Here is a 20076-nt window from a genome sequence, read left to right as displayed (position 1 = left end):
TTATGTATTTTTAACACCCGATATTCCTTTGTGACAGAATTCCGACTATCGAATAGGGATTACCTGCGTGCATTTTTATGTATGTGTACTAGAGACCAATGCTAGCAGCACTTTGCGCTTTTTGAGGTCATATGCGATTTCACTACGGATTGATAAACAGAGTAGCGGAGATTCAACTATAACCGGTTGTATAGAACTAACTGCAGCAAAGCCGAAACATTTTCTGCAAGTTTTTGATCGAGCACACTGCCCTGTGAGTGCCTTATCTGGAGGTAAAAAAATAAGCCCCTTTGCCCAGCTATCATACATGTAGAAAAACTACTGGGAACAACACCTACTTAACATTGCGGATTAAATCCATGACTTCGTAATCTATGAAACCACTTTGCGGCAAAGTGACCTCCAAAATGCGCCTTTGAGGTATGCATACGTCTCCGCATACGGCAAAACTCATGTGCAGTTTTACTGACCTCGTAGCTCGATCTCTAATACCCAGCGTTACGGGAAACACGGTAACCCCTCCATATGTGAAACTACTGAGCACCTGATTCCCCACTCTATTACGCAACTTTGTCGGTTTTGGCCAATGCACAGTCACGTCACGCACTCCTGTATCATCCACCCAAAACTGTGTAGGCATTCCTATATCACCCGACTCTTTGCCGTATATGTGCCAACCAGGCTGAATTTCGCACAGCACGGCGATCTTGGCAGAGTTTGTCTTCACAGAGCCAACAAGGACTCTCGTGTTAACGTGATTATCGTATTCATGAGCCCCAACCGCAAATGCGCTATGAGCACTAAACAGCAGTATAAAAAGACACAACAGAGGCACGTAAAAACAACACCGTAGCAACGCAAACCCTCTCTACCTTTCCATATGTAAGACGTTATTGCTTTTTTATTAGCATTGCAACTGCATAACGCCACAAGCGACAAGAAAGGAAATATGCTACAATTTTAAACCTAGATGCGCAAAAACTAGGCGAAATGCGATTCTGAATATACTTGAAGCGTGACTGCTGCAATATACCTTACATGGTCAAGCTTGGAGAGTGTAATATGGTGACCCCTAAAGTTGTCAGCAAAGGCGCCACTACAAAGGGGTTTCTTGTGGATAAGCACTACGGGTGATACCATTGTTTTTAATCGCCGTAAGAATGAGGATAGCTTCGTGGATAATGGTCTGAAGCTCAGTGGAGTATCGCACAGATACAGGAAGAGCAGTTTTCTCTTGGAGGTCGAGGATTTTTCTGGAAAAAAAGGGGAGGTTGTGTGCCTATTGGGCCCATCAGGGTGCGGCAAATCTACGATTCTCAAGCTCATTGCAGGCCTAGAGCACAATCTTACGGGCACTATAGAGATAAACGGGAAAATTGTCAGTGATGCGTGTAGAAATTACCACGTATCTACAGAGAAGCGGAATGTTGGGTTAATTTTTCAGCATCCTGCGCTATTCCAACACCAAACAGTAGTGGAAAATGTTGCCTTTGCTGTGAAAGAATCAAGTAGGGATAAAAGAGTTAAACATGCTCTAAAGGCCCTAGACACCTTAGGAATATCGAATTTTCGGGATGCGTATCCTCATATGCTTTCAGGGGGACAACAACAGCTTGTCACCATAGCCCGAACTATGGCGCAAGATCCTGATATAGTATTACTTGATGAGCCTTTCTCAAATCTTGATGTAATGCTCAGAGCAAAAATGAGGACGGAGGTGCTGTCGGTAATTAAATCAGACAAAATTACTGTCGTCTTGGTGACCCATGATCCGGAAGAAGCCTTGGAAATGGCCGACAAAATCTACGTAATGCGTGATGGCAAGATAGTTCAATGTGGTTCTCCGTATGAAATATACAACTCGCCCAAGGATGCTCACCTTGCAAGGTTTTTTTGCACGCTCAACTATTGTGAATCCGTTGTTCGTGATGGCATGGTGTCGTTAGGGCTTGGGAGTATTAAGGCCGACACTATGGAGAATGGCAGCCGGGTTGCAGTGTGCATAAGGCCGGAAGCAATTGTGTTGCGAGACGGTAGTGGCACTGATGCAGTGGTGAAACTTGTGAGATTTTTCAATAATATGGTATACATAACAACTGGTGACAGTGCGTACTGGATGAAGTTTTATGGTTCGGTCTTACCCGAAGTAGGAGATACTATACGAGTGTCTCTGGATCACAGTAAGGCTTTGCTGTTTAAGCTCTGATGTTTTTGGGGGTGCATATTATGAGTTTGGGTCCGTGGCAGGTTTTTTTGATACTGGTGATAATTCTGGTACTGTTCGGCGCTGGCAAGTTGCCACAGGTTATGGGAGATCTGGGCAAGGGTCTAAGAAACCTCAGAGGCGAGTTAAAGGATGGTAAGCTTGCTGCTACCACGGAAGACAAGCCTAACCACTAGTCAACGTTATGGGTTTATGTATCCTAAGTAATAGTTTGTGGGTTCTGGTGTTTTGTGCCTCTTGAGCGTTGTTTATAGTGATGGACATTGGTAAGTTGATAAGCTTATTCTCAAAGCTTCCTAGCTTGGGTCCGGCTTCATCTCGCAGGATAGTTCTGCATTTATTGCGAAACAAAAGGGATGTAATGATGCCGTTGGCTAATGGCATCAAGGAGCTTGGTGAGCAAACGAAAGAGTGCGAAGTTTGCTTTAATCTCGACACTACGTCTCCTTGCGCAATTTGTGCAGACGCTAGTAGGGATAAAAGCCTACTGTGTGTGGTTGAAGAGTTGGGAGATCTCTGGGCTTTTGAAAAGGGGAGAATATATACGGGTATGTATCACGTGCTAGGGGGTGCGCTGTCGGCCCTTTCTGGCATTGGGCCCGAGGATCTCAATCTTGGAAGTTTGCCCAGTAGAGTCAGGCAGCAGGGTGTGAAAGAAGTGATAGTCGCCACGGGGAACGATATGGATGGCCAAGTCACCTGTCACTATATTGCTGAATCTGTTAAGGGTCTAGACGTTAAGGTGACAAGATTAGCCTGTGGTATCCCGCTGGGTGGTGAGATAGATTATCTTGACGAGGGGACTCTGCAGGCCGCGCTTGCTTCCAGATATACGATATGACTTTCCGCACTGTGGGTTGATTGCAAGGTAGTTGGTTTGTATTGTGGCCTGAGGTCGTAACGTTGGCTATTACGGAGCTCCTACTGTGTTACGTGCGCGATTGCACGACAGGCTTAGCCGTTATACGTTCCAGCATTTTTCAGGAATGGTTGCTGTTTTCTGATGCGTACATCTGTGCTGCTTGCATTGGTTAACCATGTTTTTGCGGGTTCTTGTTATTGGCGAAGTGTGCGCTTGAAAGCCTTTAAGCGTCCTGATGGTTCTTTTACATGTGGCACCAATGTTATTCTTGGTTTGGATATGAAGGGTGCTGAGACTCCGGTATGCTAAGTGCAAATTGTTTCTAGACCTGCAATCTTCCACTATCGCCGCTAATTACTTTAATATTCGAATTGCTGGGTTTATATTATTGGCAGAATTCGCATTTGCGTATGTTCAAGTTCTGTGATGCCTTGCCTGCAGCACTGGGATTTTTGCATGGCACGAGAATATGAGCTCTCTGCAAAGCCGCATTCCTTATCTATATGCTTATTTTGCATCTGACAAAAGGTTCGCTGCAGGCTAGATTTTTTGAATAAGAACCGGGATATATGCATATTAACGTTGTGTTTTGCATGATCGCAACGAGCAGATAATAGGCGCCACTGCATGGCTCCGTAGGCATGTGCCCTCATTAGCGACATTGGGCTATTCAAGGCATTCCCTAAACCCGTGCGCTAAAGTCTCCATGAGCTTAAAGTATCCACCGGTTTTCGGAGGTATTGAGATGCCAACAGGGTCTAAATAACGCACTTTCACTGCTTCATTTACTAGTTTATGACCATGTTGGTAATCAGGCACATCAGTAAAAATACACCTAACCGAATGTCTTTTTGCGGCATTTTTTGCCGCTACCAGTTCATTTGCTGTAGCGTGATTTGAGGGCAAAGAGGCGACGAAATTTAACCCGAAAAATCTATCGAAATACTGATACGCATCGTGTACCACTATGTAGGGAATGTCTTTTACTGGTTCCAGAACCTTGCTGATGTTGTCAGTCATTGTAACAAGGTTTTGCAGGATTGTTCTTGTGTTACTACGGTAGATAGGTGCGTTTTCTGGGTCTGCTTCAGATAACGTTGCGCAAATTTTCTTCACGATTTTTTTTACGTTATCAGGGCTCAACCATATATGGAAATCCATAAAGTTGTGCCCATGTTTGCTATTCGTGGATGACCTCTGTGGCAAAAGCTCCACTACGTCCGACAGACGAACAAGGGTTTTCCCGGAATCTCTTGAAAGCTTTTTTATGTACGGTTCCATGTGTTCGTCAACATAGAACACTATGTTTGCGGAGTTTAGACCTGCCACGTCAGAAGGTTTCAATACGTAATCATGCACGCAAGATACTCCAACAGATGGTAGCACAGGTTGCACTACTCCGCGCCCTACGTCGATTACCAGTAGGTGTATTGGATTTATGGTTGCGGCCACTTTTGGAACGGTATATCCTGCTATGGGCAGTGCCATAGCCACAAGTAGCAGAACAGCATGTATTACGGTCAGCACATCAAGGAACCTGTATCAAATGTGGCAATAAGAGCACAGAAAGCGGCGTTACCCATGCTCGTGGCGGACAGTATAACGCTGTTCTACGGAAATAGGAAGGTCATTGACAATGTGAGTCTGTCAGTAAGACCAAGGGAGATAGTCACTATTTTAGGGCCGAACGGCGGGGGCAAGACTTCGCTTGTGCGTATTCTTGTGGGTATAAATCGAGATTACATAGGTAATATCACATATACGGGCGATCCAGTGATAGCGTACATGCCGCAGGGTTTTAGGGTGAATAGCTTTATGCCTATGACTGTCGAGTACCTTCTTACGTGTTCTGGGTGGTGCAGAAAAGCATATCCCGATCTGCAGGATGTGATGCAATACGTCGATATATCAAGGCTCTTATCCCGGCAAGTTTCAGAGCTCTCCTCGGGCGAGATGCAACTTGTGCTTTTGGCGCGATGCATGGTTATGAAGCCTAGTATTATAATTTTGGATGAACCAGTGAGCTGCATGGATGTTGAGGCTAAGAACAACTTCTACAGGTTGATAGGCGAATTGGTATCACATTTCGGTATAAGCGTTATCATGACTTCCCACGATTTGCACTGCGTAATGGCATGTTCAGACCGTGTAATATGTATAAATCGCTCCATCCGCTGTGAGGGCACTCCCGCGGAGATCACTGAGAGTGCAAAATTCATGAGTGTATTTCCAGAGAATGTTTAATGCTACAAGGGGCGCTATCCGACTTTGCAGGATAGTCTATGCTTTGCTTACGTACGGTGTTCTGCCGGGGACGGGGCTGCTCGCGCGTAGACTACGTGATCCGAGTTACGGAAGAAGGGTATATTTATGCCTTAAGAGTTTGGGGCCCACATTCATAAAGTTTGGCCAGTCACTATCTGCAAGAGTGGATGTAGTAGGGGAAGATGTGGCGGAAAATTTACTGCTCATGTGTGACCAACTGCCGCCGTTTCCGTACAGTGATGTCGTCGCAATTATAGAGGGCCAATTTCACAAGAAAATGGGTGATATTTTTCTGGAGTTCGCCGAAGAACCAATTGCTGCAGCGTCGATAGCTCAGGTTCACAAAGCTAGAACTTTAGATGGCAAGCTCAAGGCTGTGAAAGTTCTGCGCCCAGGCGTGGAAGCACAGTTTGCGTCTGATATAAATTTGATGAAGAAAATTGCTGAAATCTCTAGGGCGCTAGGAATATTTACCCGTTTCAAGCTGCCAGAGTTGGTTGAGACGTTTTCAAACATATGTAAACTGGAGCTAGATCTCAGATTTGAGGCTGCAAACGCCGATGAGCTACGCAAAAACTTGTTGGATGATGCAGCAAACTTCTACATTCCATCAGTGGATTGGAAACATACTTCTAGAAGGGTATTGACTCTTGAGTGGATAGACGCTGTTCCAATACACAAGGTTGGCACACTTTGCAATCGGGAAGAGCTTGCGAAGAAACTAATAGTTTCCTTTTGCAACCAGGTATACAGGGACAGATTTTTCCACGCAGACATGCATCCAGGTAATCTTATGGTAGATGCAAATGGTAGGATAGTTGCGGTAGATTTTGGTATTATGGGCAGGCTAAATGGCGAAACATGTTTTTTTATAACAGAAATTTTTCTTGGGTTTTTGAATCGTGATTACAAAAGGGTTGCGGAGGCACACTATGAAGCAGGTTATGTCCCAAGTAGACATGATGATTTTATTACGGCCTGCCGCGCAATATGGGAACCTATAGCTGATGTTGATGCGCAAAGCTTTTCTATTGCAGAGCTACTTGCCCAACTCTTCAAAATTACTGCGGATTTTAATATGAGTGTTCAGCCCCAATTACTCCTTTTGCAGAAGACAATGGTTTTGGTCGAAGGTATGTGTCGGCAATTAGCCCCAGACATGAACTTTTGGAAAGTTGCCGAGCTGTGGGTCAAGGAGCACTACCAGAGAGATGGGTATGTAGAGAGATTAAGGAAGAGCAAGGCCTTCAGATCCGCAGTGCGCGTCAGATCTTTTGTATCGAAAGTGAATAGATGCATGGATGCAGTCATATCGTATGAAGAAAAGTTGCAATCTCAAAGAAGAGGAAGCAACGCCAGATATGTGGTCTTCCTCATTATCATCACCATGTTACTAGGCATTGTTATCTACCTAAAGTAAAAGCTTAGCATTAATGTGTAACATGCTTTTATATTCTCAATTAAATGTGTACGCAATATATCTAAAAGTAACACTTCATAAAGTAAAGTTTAAGTCCGGATAGAAACGACTTTTACAGTTATAAAGCACAATTGGTATAGTAGGTGGTTCTGATGTCTGTATTGCTGGCAAAGACTCTGTGTTCCATAGGAGGCTGCATCAGGATTTGCTATGGGCGTTATCCAAAAACATCTTGATATTTTTCAACGCGTACCCCATAAAACGTACGTGTATCCCAAAACAGTGGACTGTGCGACGCTTCCAGTTGCGCTGTGTGAGAAAGCTTAGACAGAAGGGCAAGATTTTATGTCGCGTTATATGAAGGATTCTGGCCTTACATCAGGCAGCTATAGCACTTATGGCCAATATGTCTTGTGGATATCCTCCGTACTAATGTTGCTGTCAGTATGTTGCTTCGAGTGGATGTATACAACATTTGGTAAAGTTGCGCTTGGTAGCGACATTAAAATTGCGCTTTTGCTCTTTACTCACATGTGCTTCTTTTCCATATTTCAGCTTTTTTCTGGAGTGCTTGTAGACCATTATGGGAGCAGGCTAATGTTGCCAATAGCGGCACTTTTTGTGTTTGTGGGTATGTTGCTACAGATACACACTCATGAGCACAATTTTCCACTAATGGTTATAATATCTCAGTCTTTTCTAACATTTGGATCATCTTTCGGTTTTATAGGTATTGGTTACCTAAGCTATGGTTTTTTTAGGAAATCCCTTGCGGGGGTAATGTTCGGGATAGCTCAGATGATGTACAGTATATTCTACTCATTATCGTGGTACGTCTCTGTGTATTATGATGCATTTCTAAAGTTTAACTTTAGCTTTATTGTGTGGTCGGTTGCGGTGTTTCAATTCATCGTATCCGTGATGATATTGTGCACTGCAAGAGATCCTGAGGCGTATGAATTTCGTGGTGGGAGCATAGGGTTTTTGGAAACAGTTCGCAGTATAGTCAGAGTTACAACAATGCCCAATGTTCTTACCATATCGTTGATTGGTGGCATGGAGTTCGGTCTATTTTTTTCTGTAGCCGGTGTGTTATTGCACAAAACCAATGGTGAAATCGGTACCGTGGCTTCCGTATACGCGTGGGTGGGTTTTGCTTTAGGTTCACCGTGTGCATGTTTCTTATATTCTCTACTCAGAAAAGGACGAGAGTACATTTTTTCAGTTTCCGGATTAATGCAAGGCCTGAGCCTCCTTTGTTTGATGATGTTGCCTATTCAAGATGGTATAGTAGCTGGTGGTTTTGTGTGGGATAACAGCTTTTATTACCTACTTACAGCTCTTTTTGGGTTCTTTTCGGGTGGCCACATGATAGCATTTACTCTGGGCAGCGATATGGCGCTTGCTGGGGCTTTGACGACGTATTGCGCAATAGTCAATGGCTTTATGTGTTTGCTCTCAGGTGCTATTGTGCTGGGCTTGACTGCATTGGCACGTTACCATTCCTTGGCAGATCTTCTTCTTGTTACAGCTATCATTGCGGTTCTGTATTATGGCCTACTTGGTCTTGTACTGCATTCCAAAGCTGCACGAAGCAAACTTTGTTAAGATATCCAGAGTTGCCAGTAGGTTTGAAAGGGCTCTGCCTGCAGGAAACTCGGCATGATCTCAAGATGGACGCATAGATTTGGTGCATAAAACACAAACCTCTTGTCGCTATTAATGCGGTGAACGCAGTAATGGCACGCTGTATACTGCGCTAAAAATTGATGCCATACCCGTTGTGCTAGCAAATTCAGGAATGTTGCATCATGCATGGGAGCTGCCTGAAGATCCGGTAACACCGCGTGCCTGTCCGCTATGATTCTACTTACTCACTTTACTTAATATATGTTGGCATTGTAAGTTACAGTGATTCTAACTATAGAAATAGAATAAGTTTATAGCAAAAATTAAAGTAGTTATATAAATATGTGACATGTGCATCGCGTTTATTAATAGTGCATTTGCGTTGTGCAGTCTTAAAATTCATATACTTAGCAAAATTTCAATCCCAAGTGTCTGCTGAAAATGGGTAATAAGGCACTTGAGCCGTATTGTTTATGCCTTCCCATGACTTAATCTCTGCAGTGTTGTAGGATTCAAGGCTGTATGGGTGATACAACTATGCTGAGTTGCTAAGCAAATATGTCCTTCCGGTGTGGGGTACACATTGATGTGCGCAGTAGTAAAAATGTGTGTAGCCTCCTTGTTGTGTAACGACGGCGTATACGCAGTTATTGTAGATCTACTATGGTGGCTACAGGTCTGGATACCAGTGCTGAGCTTTTGTGATTATGGTGCCTTCTTTGTACGAGGCTGTATGGTACATTCTTAGTGCGAACACAATGTGGCTGTTATGTTGGAGTGGGGTCATTTTCACTCCGGCAAGAGCTCGTATTATACCGGGCGCCGTGCATTTTATAGGCCATTTAGGCTTATTAGGAGCAGGAATCGGTCCGCATGATTTTGCTGTGTCGGAATGATATGTACTCTTTGAGCTTTCTTTAGGTTTTGGCACTGCAGAATTGCGTTCAGGGTATTGCGGCCCGTTAAAGTTGTCCTTATTGAAGATGCCTAATTGGGCACCTGTGCCCTCTGACGTTTATGAGAAAGTCACTGACTGTAATGTCTGTTATTTTTATGGCATGACCAAGATCCTTTAACAGAACTACATCTCCTACGTCCAGCTGCAGATGTTTTATAGGCAAGGATATCTCGTAGATAGTTTTTTGTGCGATAGTACGGTTATGCATTTGGTTCACAACCTTTTCTGCCTGTTCGTCGTCAAGCACTAAGGGTATAAGAGTAATATCTGTTCCATGAGACTGCTGATAAGTTCTGTATTTTTGCAATCTTGTTTGGTAGTCAAACTTCATGCTCAGGTATGCCAGGGCTTGCGTAGAGTCCATACTGTCTGGTTCGTATGTTGTGGTGCAACTTCCTTTTCCAATATCACTTGCAGTGATTGTGACGACACTTTCGGGGTTTTCATGTGCTATTACTAGTTGCCCGTCGCTTTCCCTTAAGTCAAAGGAATAGACAGTTTGCAGTTCTGAAATTAAATCTTGCACTGACAAGTTTCTTGTTATTGCATAGCCCAAAATTGCTTCATGTACATTTTCTGATACTCGCACTGTTCCTACTATTCCGGCGTTCTTTAGAGCATCCTGAATTATGGAAGTAAGGGTGATTAGAGTAAGTTTGTTATTCACACAATGGCTGTATTGCCATTTTTTGTACTCAAGGGCATCCGTGGGAATCTGCGCATGGTTTATGTCCCATGAATACAGGAACATTACCTCAACCATTTTGCTCGTATTCCAAGCTTTGAGTGTACCCTCAATGGCGATTTTTTGCGCCGCATAACTAGCAGTGTATAATGTGCGATCTTCTTGAGTAGGGTGGTTTGCTGAGATTTCGGCAAAACTTTTATCCTGCGTTACACTTCTAAACCCGTACTCTATGAACCAAATTCTTTTGCTGCGAGGCTTCCACTGAGTACCCGAAGAGTTGCCTTTGGATGCATGTTTTGTTCTCCACCAGTATGGGATATTTTTCCACGCAAAACTCTGGTTTTGATATCTTTCACGCGTGGTTTTGTTTGCAGGATCTGAGTAAAAGTATCTGTAACCTTCCCCAGATTTCCATAGTTGTGACACGCTTTCCACGCTAAGTTCGTCGTAGCACTGCCCTGTATGCAATAGGGGAAAGTACGCATTTATGCCAATGACATCTATGCTGCTGGAAGCCCATAGCTCGTCCATATTGTATATTCCGTTGTGTGAATGGTATTCTTCGTAATCGGCAGCGTAGGTCACAACCACATCCGTACCAAGAGTATTTTTTGTCATTTCCGCCAGTTGTTTTAGTGCTTCTACTGCCGGGTATTTGTTATTTACATCCTTTATTCCTGTGAGTTCGCTCATGCCACTTGCTATAACGAACGCGTCGATCATGTTTTTCGCAAGGGTACAGTAGTGCTTCACAAATGGTTGGTACTGCCGGATGAAGAACCTATATATATGGCTTGCGGCGCTGGCGCTTTCAGCTCCACAAGTGATTTTCGTACCATTCTTGGATGTTACTATCAGTTTTACTTGGAGCATGATTTTATATTTCCGAGCTCGCAGCTCCGACAAAAATCTTTTAAGAGAAATATCGCCTACTGTGCCCTCATACTTAGGCTTCCCATCTTCATACGGTATTGAGAAAGCGTTTGCCGCCGTATAGTGAGCTACTTGCCAACTATCAGGTACTGTTTTTACACTCTCATCGTAAATGGTTCCGGGCCTTATGATGCTTTCTTCTATGTCAGAATGTGATGCAAACCAATATACAGTAACTGCAATCCATCTGATATTAGGCAATGTATTGCGCAGCGAGTCTAACCCCGCGATAGCGCTTGACTTGCCGTGTGCTCCATTGATTTTTGATGCTATTCCGTGAGGTATTTTTTTGCCATCTATGTTCAAAGTATTCACGCGCGTTTGAACTGTGGTGTCATACGTAAATTCTCCGTTTCCTGTAACATGTATCGCATTGATTTTTTGCGACACGTGGTTTTGCAAGAATCCTTCGGGGTAAGAGGTTACCTCGAAGACGAAGTTAGGCATCCTGTTGTTATAGTTTGTAAGCGGCATTCCCTCGATGACCATGTACGCTATTCCCCGGTATGCAGGGGCATTCCCTTCGTATTCTTCTAGTAGTTTATCGGGTTCTTGAGTTTCTGTTCCATTGTATAGACGATACCGTAGTGTATTCATATTGAGAGGCTTGTTGTCTGCCCATATTTTCGATACTTCATGTATTGGTCCAGCGCAGATAGATACAGCCAATGTTGCACTATGGCTTATTTTCAGTTTGTGTTTCGGCTCTGATGTTCCGTCATATGATACTTCATGGTGTTGATGGTGTTTTATAGGCTGTGCCCATATTATTCTGCCTTCGACTTTTATGGTGCCGTATACTTTTGGTATTGTCATACCATACACGGAAGAAGATAGGAGTTCACTGCGATTATTTGGATAGTATTCTGGTAATCCTTGCTTTTTATGGAATAAAAGTTTTGCTATCTCTTTGCCAACAACGGCGCCAAGTGCTGATTCTAAGGGCTTGGTAATCAGATTTTCCACGTTTTTTTCTATTACGCTTGCAATGGTAGATAGCAGAGTTGACATGTATTCTCCTTATGTTTTCAAATGTGCATTTATAGAGTTGAAGGCGTGATTTACCCGGATTAGTGATGGTACACCGTAGTTCACTAATAGCTGAGCAAATACGTGCCATTATGTCCGCGCAGCCGACCCTTGATGACAGTATGTAAAGTGAGTTTTTCCTCTCGTCACAACGCAGGTTAAGCAGGGCTATCCCTACGGATACAGAAACGTTTCATGACTTGAAGGTAATTCTTCCAACGCATACCGCCACAGAGTATGTGAGTTATTTTTGTGTGTGCAATTGCTGAGGCCAAGCATGGCTCGAACGAGATTTACTGCAACGTATGCTTATAAGATAGTTTTTCTAGGGCTCATAGTTTCTCTTAAATTAGGTAGGTATGGAGAGTATATCATGGCTTTAGCCGCGCATGAGTGGCACCTACCATTACCTGTTAAGTGCGAAATGTCTGCAGGGCTTGCAGATATTGCGCCTTTTGTAGCTACAGTTTTCTTTCTCCCATATTGCTGCGTAGATGAAGGGTAGAGTGCGTGATATAGGATTGTTACCGGCTCTGCATTTATGGTGTTGCCCAACACTTTCTACATATGGCGTGACGGTATTTGCAGGAAAGGTAGCTGTTAAGGAGTAGCCGCTATGTTCGAAGACTCTTGGTCAAAGATAGCTATGTGAAAATGTTGCGTGGTTCCAGTTTGGTATATGTATCAGGCTCAAAAGCACGCGCTATCTGGTGGTGATGACAATGGCTTTGTGAGCGATTTTTCTGGTATATCGGCGTTCTAACTTGTCGGGTGCGAAAAAGGATATCGGAGGTTGCCGATTATAGTGGATGCGATGCTTACGCACGGGATCAAGGCTGTAATATCCGGAGCAGTGAGACGTAGAATACTAATTTGACCCATTCTCGATGCAAATTTGTCTGGCATGTTAGAGAAAGTCAGTAATTCCCAGACAATACGCACCTTTTCGCAGATCAAGGAGCGCAATTTATACAGGGTATCACGTTCATAGACTGTGCCTCAAACTGTTTTGCGCAAAGCATGACACGCTACGTTCAAAAGTACATGCCGCATAATTGTATAGCTCATGCAACGTAAGTAATTACATTTTACATTCGCCCGCACTGTGTCCGGGAACTACGTGTTCTACACAGAGCCACTTTGCATTGTATCGACGTACGTTGCAGCATTTAATGAATGCGGGGTTAGACTACTGTGTACACAGAGATATGGCCCCTACTACGCATATTGCATAAGCGGATTTTTCCCAGTGCGACACTTGTGGCGTATCTACATTTTCGTTTGATGATGAATCCATAGTGTTTTATGGTATGGCGTCCCGGTAAATATTGCCGAACTCTAGATGCTTTATTTGTGATTACAGGAATCTCTAGCAGTTTTTACTAGATATTACACTTAATCTGCCTACGAGAGGGTTTTTTACGCACTGTCGTTATCTATGCTGAAGGCATAATGCTCACCTGACTATCGGCTTTCCCAAGTGAGAATTTTTCTTTCACATATGGACTGCCTACGGTACCCGACTGTAACATCTAACGCACCGTTTACGGGTGTTATCTTTTTGGCGTGTCAGGAGCTCTTCATCAACAAATTTCTGTAGCTTCGGTGAGCTGACGTAACTCTTGCGATTCTTATTGCAAGTAATTATACAAACACTCATCAATAGCAGCTACACGAAGACCTGAATAGATTGTGCACGGCACATTGAGCTACTGGACTGCCATACCACGCATCCAGTACTTCAAGCCCTATTACTTTTTCAATGTTGCGATCTGGAATGACGGTAAATGCGTAGTTCATAGGTTATGAGAAAAGTACGCCACAGCTTGTTATGCAGTGTTACTGATCATCAGGCACTCCTGTTGTATGCGCGTATACAGTATGCAAATCTGGTACATGTGGTTCACCTCTAAAGTTTTTTGCATTTTCGAATTTTTTAACGCAAGTGTGGAAGTTTTTATCGCAGCCTGCTAATAAGGAGTAGTTATCGCCTACTTGTATGGGGTAAGGCGTGCATTCAGCTAGGCATATGGCATTTTGGGTATTTGCAAGTACAGTTAGCGGTATTTTCTTATTTCTCCCGGTTAGAAAGGTTAGCACTCCATATTTGAAGTAGTTTACTTTTCCCACTTTAACCTCGCTTTCGAATGCTTTGTAGTCTTCCAAAACCTTGAAAGCCGATCCGCGAAAAGTAAATCTCTCTGCGTTTAACTTGCAGGCGCTATCGCAGAATTGTGCTCTGCACTGTGGGGAGAATAGATCTCCCACTTTGTTCGACAGCGTTAACGTCAGGCCGTGGAGTTGGGCGCTGAATACGCCATTGCAGAGTTTTATTTCGCCAACTGTTCCACGAAATAGCGTGATAGCGCCTTTTGAGGTGTCCGCGTAATTTACCAAAAATATTTCTATTTGTGCTGAGTTATACAAACCCCTGTGTGCGCTGTCTGCAGTTATGGTATAGCGAGTGTGCATACATTCAATGTGTGCCGTACTGTTCCACTTACTAAAATGTACTAGTTTTATTTTTGCACTGGTATTTGATCTGTAAATTAGACCACCTATTGTTAAATCGACGTCGCAGTTGGTAAAGCACACGACGCTAGAGTCTTTCAATGTCATCTTGAAGCAGAAGGCAACTGTTGTGACATCTTTGGATAGATGAGACAAAAGTGCATCAGGTATAGCTTTCATACAGTTACATTCATTGCTTAAATTACCCTACAGAGGCTCAAGAAAGTCTGCAGCATGTTACTATCAGGATAGAAAACCATACGCTGTAGCGTAAGCAAAATGTTATAGGTATCTTGGGGTACTATGATAGCTTTGATACTAATGTAAAAAGTGCTAGAATGCGGGCAACGTGTCTTTGTGTTGGGAAGACATGGTATATCGGTGCAATTTAGGTGGTTCGGGTGTCTTACGGAAGATTAGACGAGGAAGGCTGTTTAGTCGGTGATAATGCGCTTTTTGTTGAAGAGATGTATGGTGAGCATGAGCAGGGTAGCGCCGAGCTTCCAGAGGGCTGGGGGCAGCTTTTTTCTCGCATTAAAGAACGCGCTGAGGATGCCTCAGTGGCAGAAAAAAAACATCCCAAATCTCACGGAGATGATGCTGACGAGCTGTATCGTGTTCTGGGATTAATGAACTTTTTTAGATCTTATGGACATGCTTCGGCTGATTTAGATCCTCTAAAAATGGCAGAGAGGACCAACATCGACTATGAGAGGTATCTTACCCTTATTGATCCGCGGGGGGATAGCGCGCTGTGGCCTAAAGCAGGGTTCTCTGTGGATAAACTGCTGCAGAAATTGATGGACACATACTGCAGAAATATCGGGTTTGAATACATGCACATACACTCGGATGAAAGGCGTATGTGGCTCCAGGACAGGATAGAAAGTGCTCGCAACAAAATCTCTGCTGATGAAAAAAAGGAGATTCTGAACCATTTGCACGAAACTGAGATGTTTGAGCAGTTTTTGCATGTGAGGTATCCCGGTTACAAGAGGTTTTCGGTTGAGGGTGGGGATACGCTTATTGTCGCGCTTGAGAAGGCTATAGCCTTGGCTCCTAGCATGGACATAGCGGAAATTGTTATCGGTATGCCGCATCGTGGTAGGCTGAACGTTTTGACTAAAATTACGAAAAAACCTTACGTTGCTATGCTGCATGAATTTTCAGGTGGTACAGCCTATAGAAGCGATCTCAATGTTACTGGAGATGTGAAATACCATTTGGGCTATTCCCACGATAGGAACGTAATGGGTAAGAATGTGCACATTACCCTAACAGCTAATCCATCGCACTTGGAAGCTGTGAACCCTGTTGTAATGGGAAGGGTAAGGGCGAAAATGGATCGGCTAGGTGTTCCGGTGTTGGGCATCATGGTACATGGGGATGCGTCTTTCATAGGGCAGGGTGTTGTAGCTGAGGGGTTCAATATAGGTGGGGTGGATGGTTATGCAGCGTGTGGTTATATCCACATTGTGGTGAATAATCAGGTCGGCTTTACTACTAACCCTAGCAGTGCCAGAACCTCCTTGTACTGTTCTGATGTTGCGAAGATGGTGGATGCTCCGGTATTTCATGTAAATGGCGATGATCCCGAGTCTGTTGTGGAAGTTATGCAGATAGCCATGGAGTATCGTGACAAATTCAAGAAGGATGTAGTTGTGGACATTGTGTGCTATAGACGCCATGGGCACAACGAGGGCGATGCGCCATCATTTACCCAGCCACTAATGTATGGCCGTATTGCGAAGCACAAAACAGTTGCTACTTCTTATGGTGATAAACTGGTGGCGGAGGGTGTTGTTTCCAAAGAAGAAATTGAGAGTTTCCGCAAGCAATTCCGTGCGGGGCTCGATTCTGCCTATTCGGAGGTTGCTAGTTATAAACCGCCTGAAGCTTGCTGGTACGATGGATACTGGAAGGGATTGAAGTATCCTACACCTGGGAAGTTTGACGACTATCTTACTGAAACCGGTGTTGATGGCGATAAGCTGGTGAGTCTCATGCGTGCTCTATGCAGCGTGCCGGCGGGCATTACCATAGACAAGAAGCTCTCTGCGATGCTCAATGCTAGGCTTGAGAGCATGAGTAGCGGCTGTATAGACTGGGGGGCAGGTGAAACTTTGGCTTTTGCGTCATTGTTGGCGGAGAAGAAGCGGGTTCGTCTTTCTGGGCAGGATTGCGGTAGGGGTACTTTCTCCCACAGACATGCGATGTTGATCGATCAAGTTACAGGGGCTCCGTATGTTCCGTTGAATAATCTTGGTGTGGATCAAGAAAAGTTTGAAGTTCTCAACAGTCCGTTGTCTGAATATGCAGTCATGGGTTTTGAGTACGGGTATAGCCTGGACTCACCTGACGCACTTGTAATGTGGGAGGCTCAGTTTGGTGACTTTGCCAACGGAGCACAGATTATTGTAGATCAGTTCATTGTGTCTGCAGAGACAAAGTGGCTGCGTTCTAGCGGGTTGGTATTGTTATTGCCTCACGGTTACGAGGGGCAGGGTCCTGAGCACAGCTCGGCTCGGATTGAGCGCTATTTGCAGCTTTGTGCAAGTGATAACATTCAAGTTGTCAACTGTACTACTCCGGCAAACTACTTCCATGTGTTGCGTAGGCAGCTGCACAGAGACTTTAGAAAACCTCTTGTGGTATTCACCCCTAAGTCCCTGCTGAGGCATAAGCTGGCTGTTTCCAAGTTGTCAGATTTTAGTGGTAGGTTTATGCCTGTGATAGGAGAGGCAATCGATCGCTGTACGGGGGCAGCTGTTAAGAAGGTTGTCATTTGTAGTGGGAAGGTGTACTACGATTTGCTAGCTGCCAGGGGGGATCGTGCTGATATAGCGCTTCTGCGGCTGGAGCAGTTTTATCCGTTCCCCAAAGATATTTTGGCTGCAGAGCTCGCTAAATACCCTGCTGCGAGTGTTGTGTGGTGCCAGGAAGAGCACGAAAACATGGGTGGGTGGCAATTTGTACGACATCGCATAGAGGAGTCCATGCAGGCTGCGAAGTTGAAAGGTGCTGTGACATATGTGGGTAGGCCTGAATCAGCCTCAACCGCAGTGGGATATGCTAGTATGCATGCCAAAGAGCAGGAGCTTATATTGTCGGCGATCTTGTCCTGATTCGGGGGATGTTTGTTGCAGCTTTCCTGTGGTGTTGAGGAGGATTCCGGTTTTGCTGTAATTGCCGTGTGCTAGTGTGCAAGGTACACGTTTTTTTTTTGCAGATTATGCTTCTGAGGCTAGGGCGCGCTAGCTTCGTGGCATGAGGCAGCCTAATGATCGCCGCCTCATGCTGGTGGTTTACATTGTATGTGTTGTAAGTAGCACGTGGGCCTATTCCCAACAGTTCAATCTATTATCAGCATCTACTTTACCAATCAGGGTGCATGTTTAAAGCCATGCTATCTAGGCGCAAGTGTTTTCTGTATGGCGATCTAGTGTTTTACTGGGACTTTTTCAGATCTGCACTTTTTCTTTCTTCGGGCATGTCTGCAGGGGAACTTGATAATGGGTTTTCAGAAGTATCTTGCGTGGTAGGGGGGTTGTTACCTGTTGCAACAGAAAGATCATCTTCTGTTGATGTGCCTCTGGCTGCTGGGTTAGTTGTGCCGCCACCTTGTTGAGAATCTGTAGCATTTTTTGCTGAATCATGTTGCGGAACCGTGTTACCTGTAGAGGTGCGCGCTGTTCTATTTTGCGATTCTGGAGCTCCGATTTTCAGCATTTTTATAGCATTCTTGTTTATAAGGGCTCCTCCTATGCGTTTTGTTACGTAGAATTTTACGAAGGCTTTACTGGTATAGGGGTCTCTAAGCACCCTTAGGTCGCTATTTTCCACTATTTTGTATGCACTTTTGAAGTCTGCTAGCGCGACAGCTGGGTATGTTGTGGAGTTTACCTCAGGCATGTCTGATGTTTGGTATACTGGTATACCCATAATCAGTTCTTCTCCCGTGGGTCCCTGTTGTAGCAAGTACTGTCCTGAGGCGGTTTTTAATGACCTAATCTTTTGCAGTACGCTACGATGCATAATAAATGATGCCCTTGATGCGAAGTACTCATCCAGTGAGTAGTACAGCTCTATTAGGGAGTCAGCTGTTAACTGTTCTGTGTACACATAGTCTATGGAATCAGTGGGTTCGGATTTAGGGGTTTGGTCGCCTTTAGAGTGTTTGGTTATGTTTTCTGGGGCGGTAGAACTTGTGCCCTTTTTTGTCTGTCGTGGCGGTATGGTTCGCAAGTAGCTCATGATCCCTAGTGGTTGCTTGTCCCCATTTCCACTTATGAATGCCCTGTTTTCTGTTCTACAAAATGCGTCAACCAAGTTGCTAATTAGCCAATCCTCTAGGTTTATCGATGCGTCATTTAGGAGTTTCTGGGATATTTGTGGTTGTGCATACATCTCACACAAGCTAATTGTAACACTCTTCATAGTGGGGGCAGTAGTAGCAGCGTCTGGTCCGCCCTCATTGTTACTCCAGCCCACAAAGGTGTTTCTATTATCCGTTGTGAGGTATTCCATACTTTCTCCTGATATTTTTTCTACAGAACAAAGCTTGCGCATTACGGAGCTTTTTTCCAGCAGCTTGTCGATGTGTAGGATGAATTTTCTGGGTACTAAGTAAGAAAAAGGGGTTCCTGTGTAGGAAGATTTTCTCTCCATATCAGAGTAGCTAGCACCAGTACTTATGTATTCACGTAGTGATTTGCACTGTAATGTATCGGGTTCCTCATTTAGGTTGATGTAGTTGTGCGTAGCCTCGATTTTATCAAGGCGTTTACTGCAATCATCAAACTTGCAATTTATGTTTCCAAGCAGCTTAAGTATCTCATCACTGGATGAATGAATGTTTTCCATTTCGTCTTCGTGCGATATGTGATGATGCGTCGCAGTATCCTGCGGAAAAAACTCTGTAATGCCATCCTTAACTTCGAGAGGAGGTATTGTCATGTTTTGCCTTGCTCAATTAAAAATGTAAAAAGAAATGATATGGACGTACGTTTTGTACGTAAGAGTATTATTCGTTCGTTTGCACAGTTACGTAAGCAGTAAATATTAAAATCACGAATAGTACCGCGTCTTCCACGATAACTTCAGCCTACGCTGTATGTGTACATTTGTGCTAGGATCCTACAGTGGACAATCAAGAACGCCACTGTGGGCAGTGAGAGTATCTGAGGCAGTATAGTGATGCTACCTGTAAATTTTGTATCCCGAGGGGATCATTGTAGGTTTTTAGACGGTGCTGCGACTAAGCCCACATAGGTGTATTTACAGGTACCGTCTGGTAAGGAGTATGACGTTGGATTTTTGGTAGGCAGTATACGTAGTTGTCTCTCACATTGTTGATAACGCTATTATGGCCAGTGTGATACTGAGAATGGAACGCTTTGATACCAGGCTTTCGGCGTGGCACCAACTTCAGTGTTAACACGATAACATGATGTTATTTATGTTTTGGCGCTACGCTGTGTTGGTTTTCAAGTGCGATAGGAAGTGCAGCATGTTTTATCCAGAATATTGTGGTTACGAATCGGTTTGGTATGCAAAG

At 44.1% G+C, this 20076-nt stretch carries 13 protein-coding genes; 8 read left to right on the top strand and 5 right to left on the bottom strand.

The window, feature by feature from the left end:
• Window positions 1-334: 334 nt before the first annotated feature.
• The gene (locus PGW94_RS00730; protein ID WP_271757493.1) at window positions 335-856 is read right to left on the bottom strand and encodes a protein-disulfide reductase DsbD domain-containing protein; all 522 of its coding nucleotides are present in this window, start codon (window positions 854-856) and stop codon (window positions 335-337) included.
• A 318-nt stretch (window positions 857-1174) separates the two neighbouring features.
• On the opposite strand from PGW94_RS00730, the gene PGW94_RS00725 reads away from it, so the two are divergent.
• The 3 genes from PGW94_RS00725 (at window position 1175) to recR (ending at window position 3065) form a co-directional block, all read left to right on the top strand.
• The gene (locus PGW94_RS00725) at window positions 1175-2206 is read left to right on the top strand and encodes an ABC transporter ATP-binding protein (protein ID WP_271757542.1); all 1032 of its coding nucleotides are present in this window, start codon (window positions 1175-1177) and stop codon (window positions 2204-2206) included.
• 20 nt (window positions 2207-2226) lie between these two features.
• Window positions 2227-2400, top strand: coding sequence for a twin-arginine translocase TatA/TatE family subunit (gene tatA, locus PGW94_RS00720; protein WP_271757491.1), 174 nt, complete (start codon window positions 2227-2229; stop codon window positions 2398-2400).
• An 80-nt stretch (window positions 2401-2480) separates the two neighbouring features.
• Window positions 2481-3065: a recombination mediator RecR gene (gene recR, locus PGW94_RS00715; protein WP_271757525.1), complete on the top strand. Its 585-nt coding sequence runs from the start codon at window positions 2481-2483 to the stop codon at window positions 3063-3065.
• A gap of 687 nt (window positions 3066-3752) precedes the next feature.
• On the opposite strand, the gene PGW94_RS00710 is transcribed toward recR, so the two are convergent.
• Complete coding sequence (locus tag PGW94_RS00710) at window positions 3753-4613, bottom strand: metal ABC transporter solute-binding protein, Zn/Mn family (protein ID WP_271757489.1); 861 nt, start codon at window positions 4611-4613, stop codon at window positions 3753-3755.
• On the opposite strand from PGW94_RS00710, the gene PGW94_RS00705 reads away from it, so the two are divergent.
• The 3 genes from PGW94_RS00705 (at window position 4596) to PGW94_RS00695 (ending at window position 8379) form a co-directional block, all read left to right on the top strand.
• Complete coding sequence (locus tag PGW94_RS00705) at window positions 4596-5330, top strand: metal ABC transporter ATP-binding protein (protein WP_271757486.1); 735 nt, start codon at window positions 4596-4598, stop codon at window positions 5328-5330. The genes PGW94_RS00710 and PGW94_RS00705 overlap by 18 nt on opposite strands.
• Entirely contained in the window at window positions 5323-6771 is a 1449-nt protein-coding gene (ubiB, locus tag PGW94_RS00700) for a 2-polyprenylphenol 6-hydroxylase (protein ID WP_271757483.1), read from the top strand. Before PGW94_RS00705 ends, ubiB begins: the two co-directional genes overlap by 8 nt.
• Before the next feature lie 357 nt (window positions 6772-7128).
• Window positions 7129-8379, top strand: a complete 1251-nt coding sequence (locus PGW94_RS00695; protein ID WP_271757480.1) for an MFS transporter — start codon at window positions 7129-7131, stop codon at window positions 8377-8379.
• Between the two features lie 995 nt (window positions 8380-9374).
• Here the strand turns inward: PGW94_RS00695 and PGW94_RS00690 are convergent.
• Window positions 9375-11990: a glycoside hydrolase TIM-barrel-like domain-containing protein gene (locus PGW94_RS00690; protein ID WP_271757477.1), complete on the bottom strand. Its 2616-nt coding sequence runs from the start codon at window positions 11988-11990 to the stop codon at window positions 9375-9377.
• A 274-nt stretch (window positions 11991-12264) separates the two neighbouring features.
• Between PGW94_RS00690 and PGW94_RS00685 the strand changes: the two genes are divergently transcribed.
• A complete protein-coding gene (locus tag PGW94_RS00685; protein WP_271757475.1) occupies window positions 12265-12513 on the top strand; it encodes a hypothetical protein in 249 nt (82 codons plus the stop codon).
• Window positions 12514-13847: 1334 nt separating this feature from the next.
• On the opposite strand, the gene PGW94_RS00680 is transcribed toward PGW94_RS00685, so the two are convergent.
• Window positions 13848-14699, bottom strand: coding sequence for a DUF2163 domain-containing protein (locus PGW94_RS00680; RefSeq protein WP_271757473.1), 852 nt, complete (start codon window positions 14697-14699; stop codon window positions 13848-13850).
• Between the two features lie 287 nt (window positions 14700-14986).
• On the opposite strand from PGW94_RS00680, the gene PGW94_RS00675 reads away from it, so the two are divergent.
• Window positions 14987-17644 (top strand): 2-oxoglutarate dehydrogenase E1 component, encoded by a 2658-nt coding sequence (locus PGW94_RS00675; protein WP_410519510.1) that lies wholly within the window; start codon window positions 14987-14989, stop codon window positions 17642-17644.
• 322 nt (window positions 17645-17966) lie between these two features.
• Here the strand turns inward: PGW94_RS00675 and PGW94_RS00670 are convergent, their stop codons facing one another.
• A complete protein-coding gene (locus PGW94_RS00670; RefSeq protein WP_271757468.1) occupies window positions 17967-19475 on the bottom strand; it encodes a phage major capsid protein in 1509 nt (502 codons plus the stop codon).
• Window positions 19476-20076 lie beyond the last annotated feature (601 nt).

Source organism: Candidatus Anaplasma sp. TIGMIC, assembly GCF_028204095.1.
Classification (GTDB): Bacteria; Pseudomonadota; Alphaproteobacteria; order Rickettsiales; family Anaplasmataceae; genus Anaplasma.
Note: the sequence above shows the minus strand (reverse complement) of the source record. Positions and strands in the feature narration are given on the sequence as shown.

What these genes read in the sequence shown, in the direction of transcription:
- PGW94_RS00680 (WP_271757473.1), bottom strand. Translation starts at nt 14,699, where the DNA reads ATGAAAGCTATACCTGATGCACTTTTGTCTCATCTATCCAAAGATGTC.
- PGW94_RS00705 (WP_271757486.1), top strand. Translation starts at nt 4,596, where the DNA reads ATGTATTACGGTCAGCACATCAAGGAACCTGTATCAAATGTGGCAATA.
- PGW94_RS00670 (WP_271757468.1), bottom strand. Translation starts at nt 19,475, where the DNA reads ATGACAATACCTCCTCTCGAAGTTAAGGATGGCATTACAGAGTTTTTT.
- recR (WP_271757525.1), top strand. Translation starts at nt 2,481, where the DNA reads ATGGACATTGGTAAGTTGATAAGCTTATTCTCAAAGCTTCCTAGCTTG.
- tatA (WP_271757491.1), top strand. Translation starts at nt 2,227, where the DNA reads ATGAGTTTGGGTCCGTGGCAGGTTTTTTTGATACTGGTGATAATTCTG.
- PGW94_RS00695 (WP_271757480.1), top strand. Translation starts at nt 7,129, where the DNA reads ATGAAGGATTCTGGCCTTACATCAGGCAGCTATAGCACTTATGGCCAA.
- ubiB (WP_271757483.1), top strand. Translation starts at nt 5,323, where the DNA reads ATGTTTAATGCTACAAGGGGCGCTATCCGACTTTGCAGGATAGTCTAT.
- PGW94_RS00675 (WP_410519510.1), top strand. Translation starts at nt 14,987, where the DNA reads ATGTATGGTGAGCATGAGCAGGGTAGCGCCGAGCTTCCAGAGGGCTGG.
- PGW94_RS00690 (WP_271757477.1), bottom strand. Translation starts at nt 11,990, where the DNA reads ATGTCAACTCTGCTATCTACCATTGCAAGCGTAATAGAAAAAAACGTG.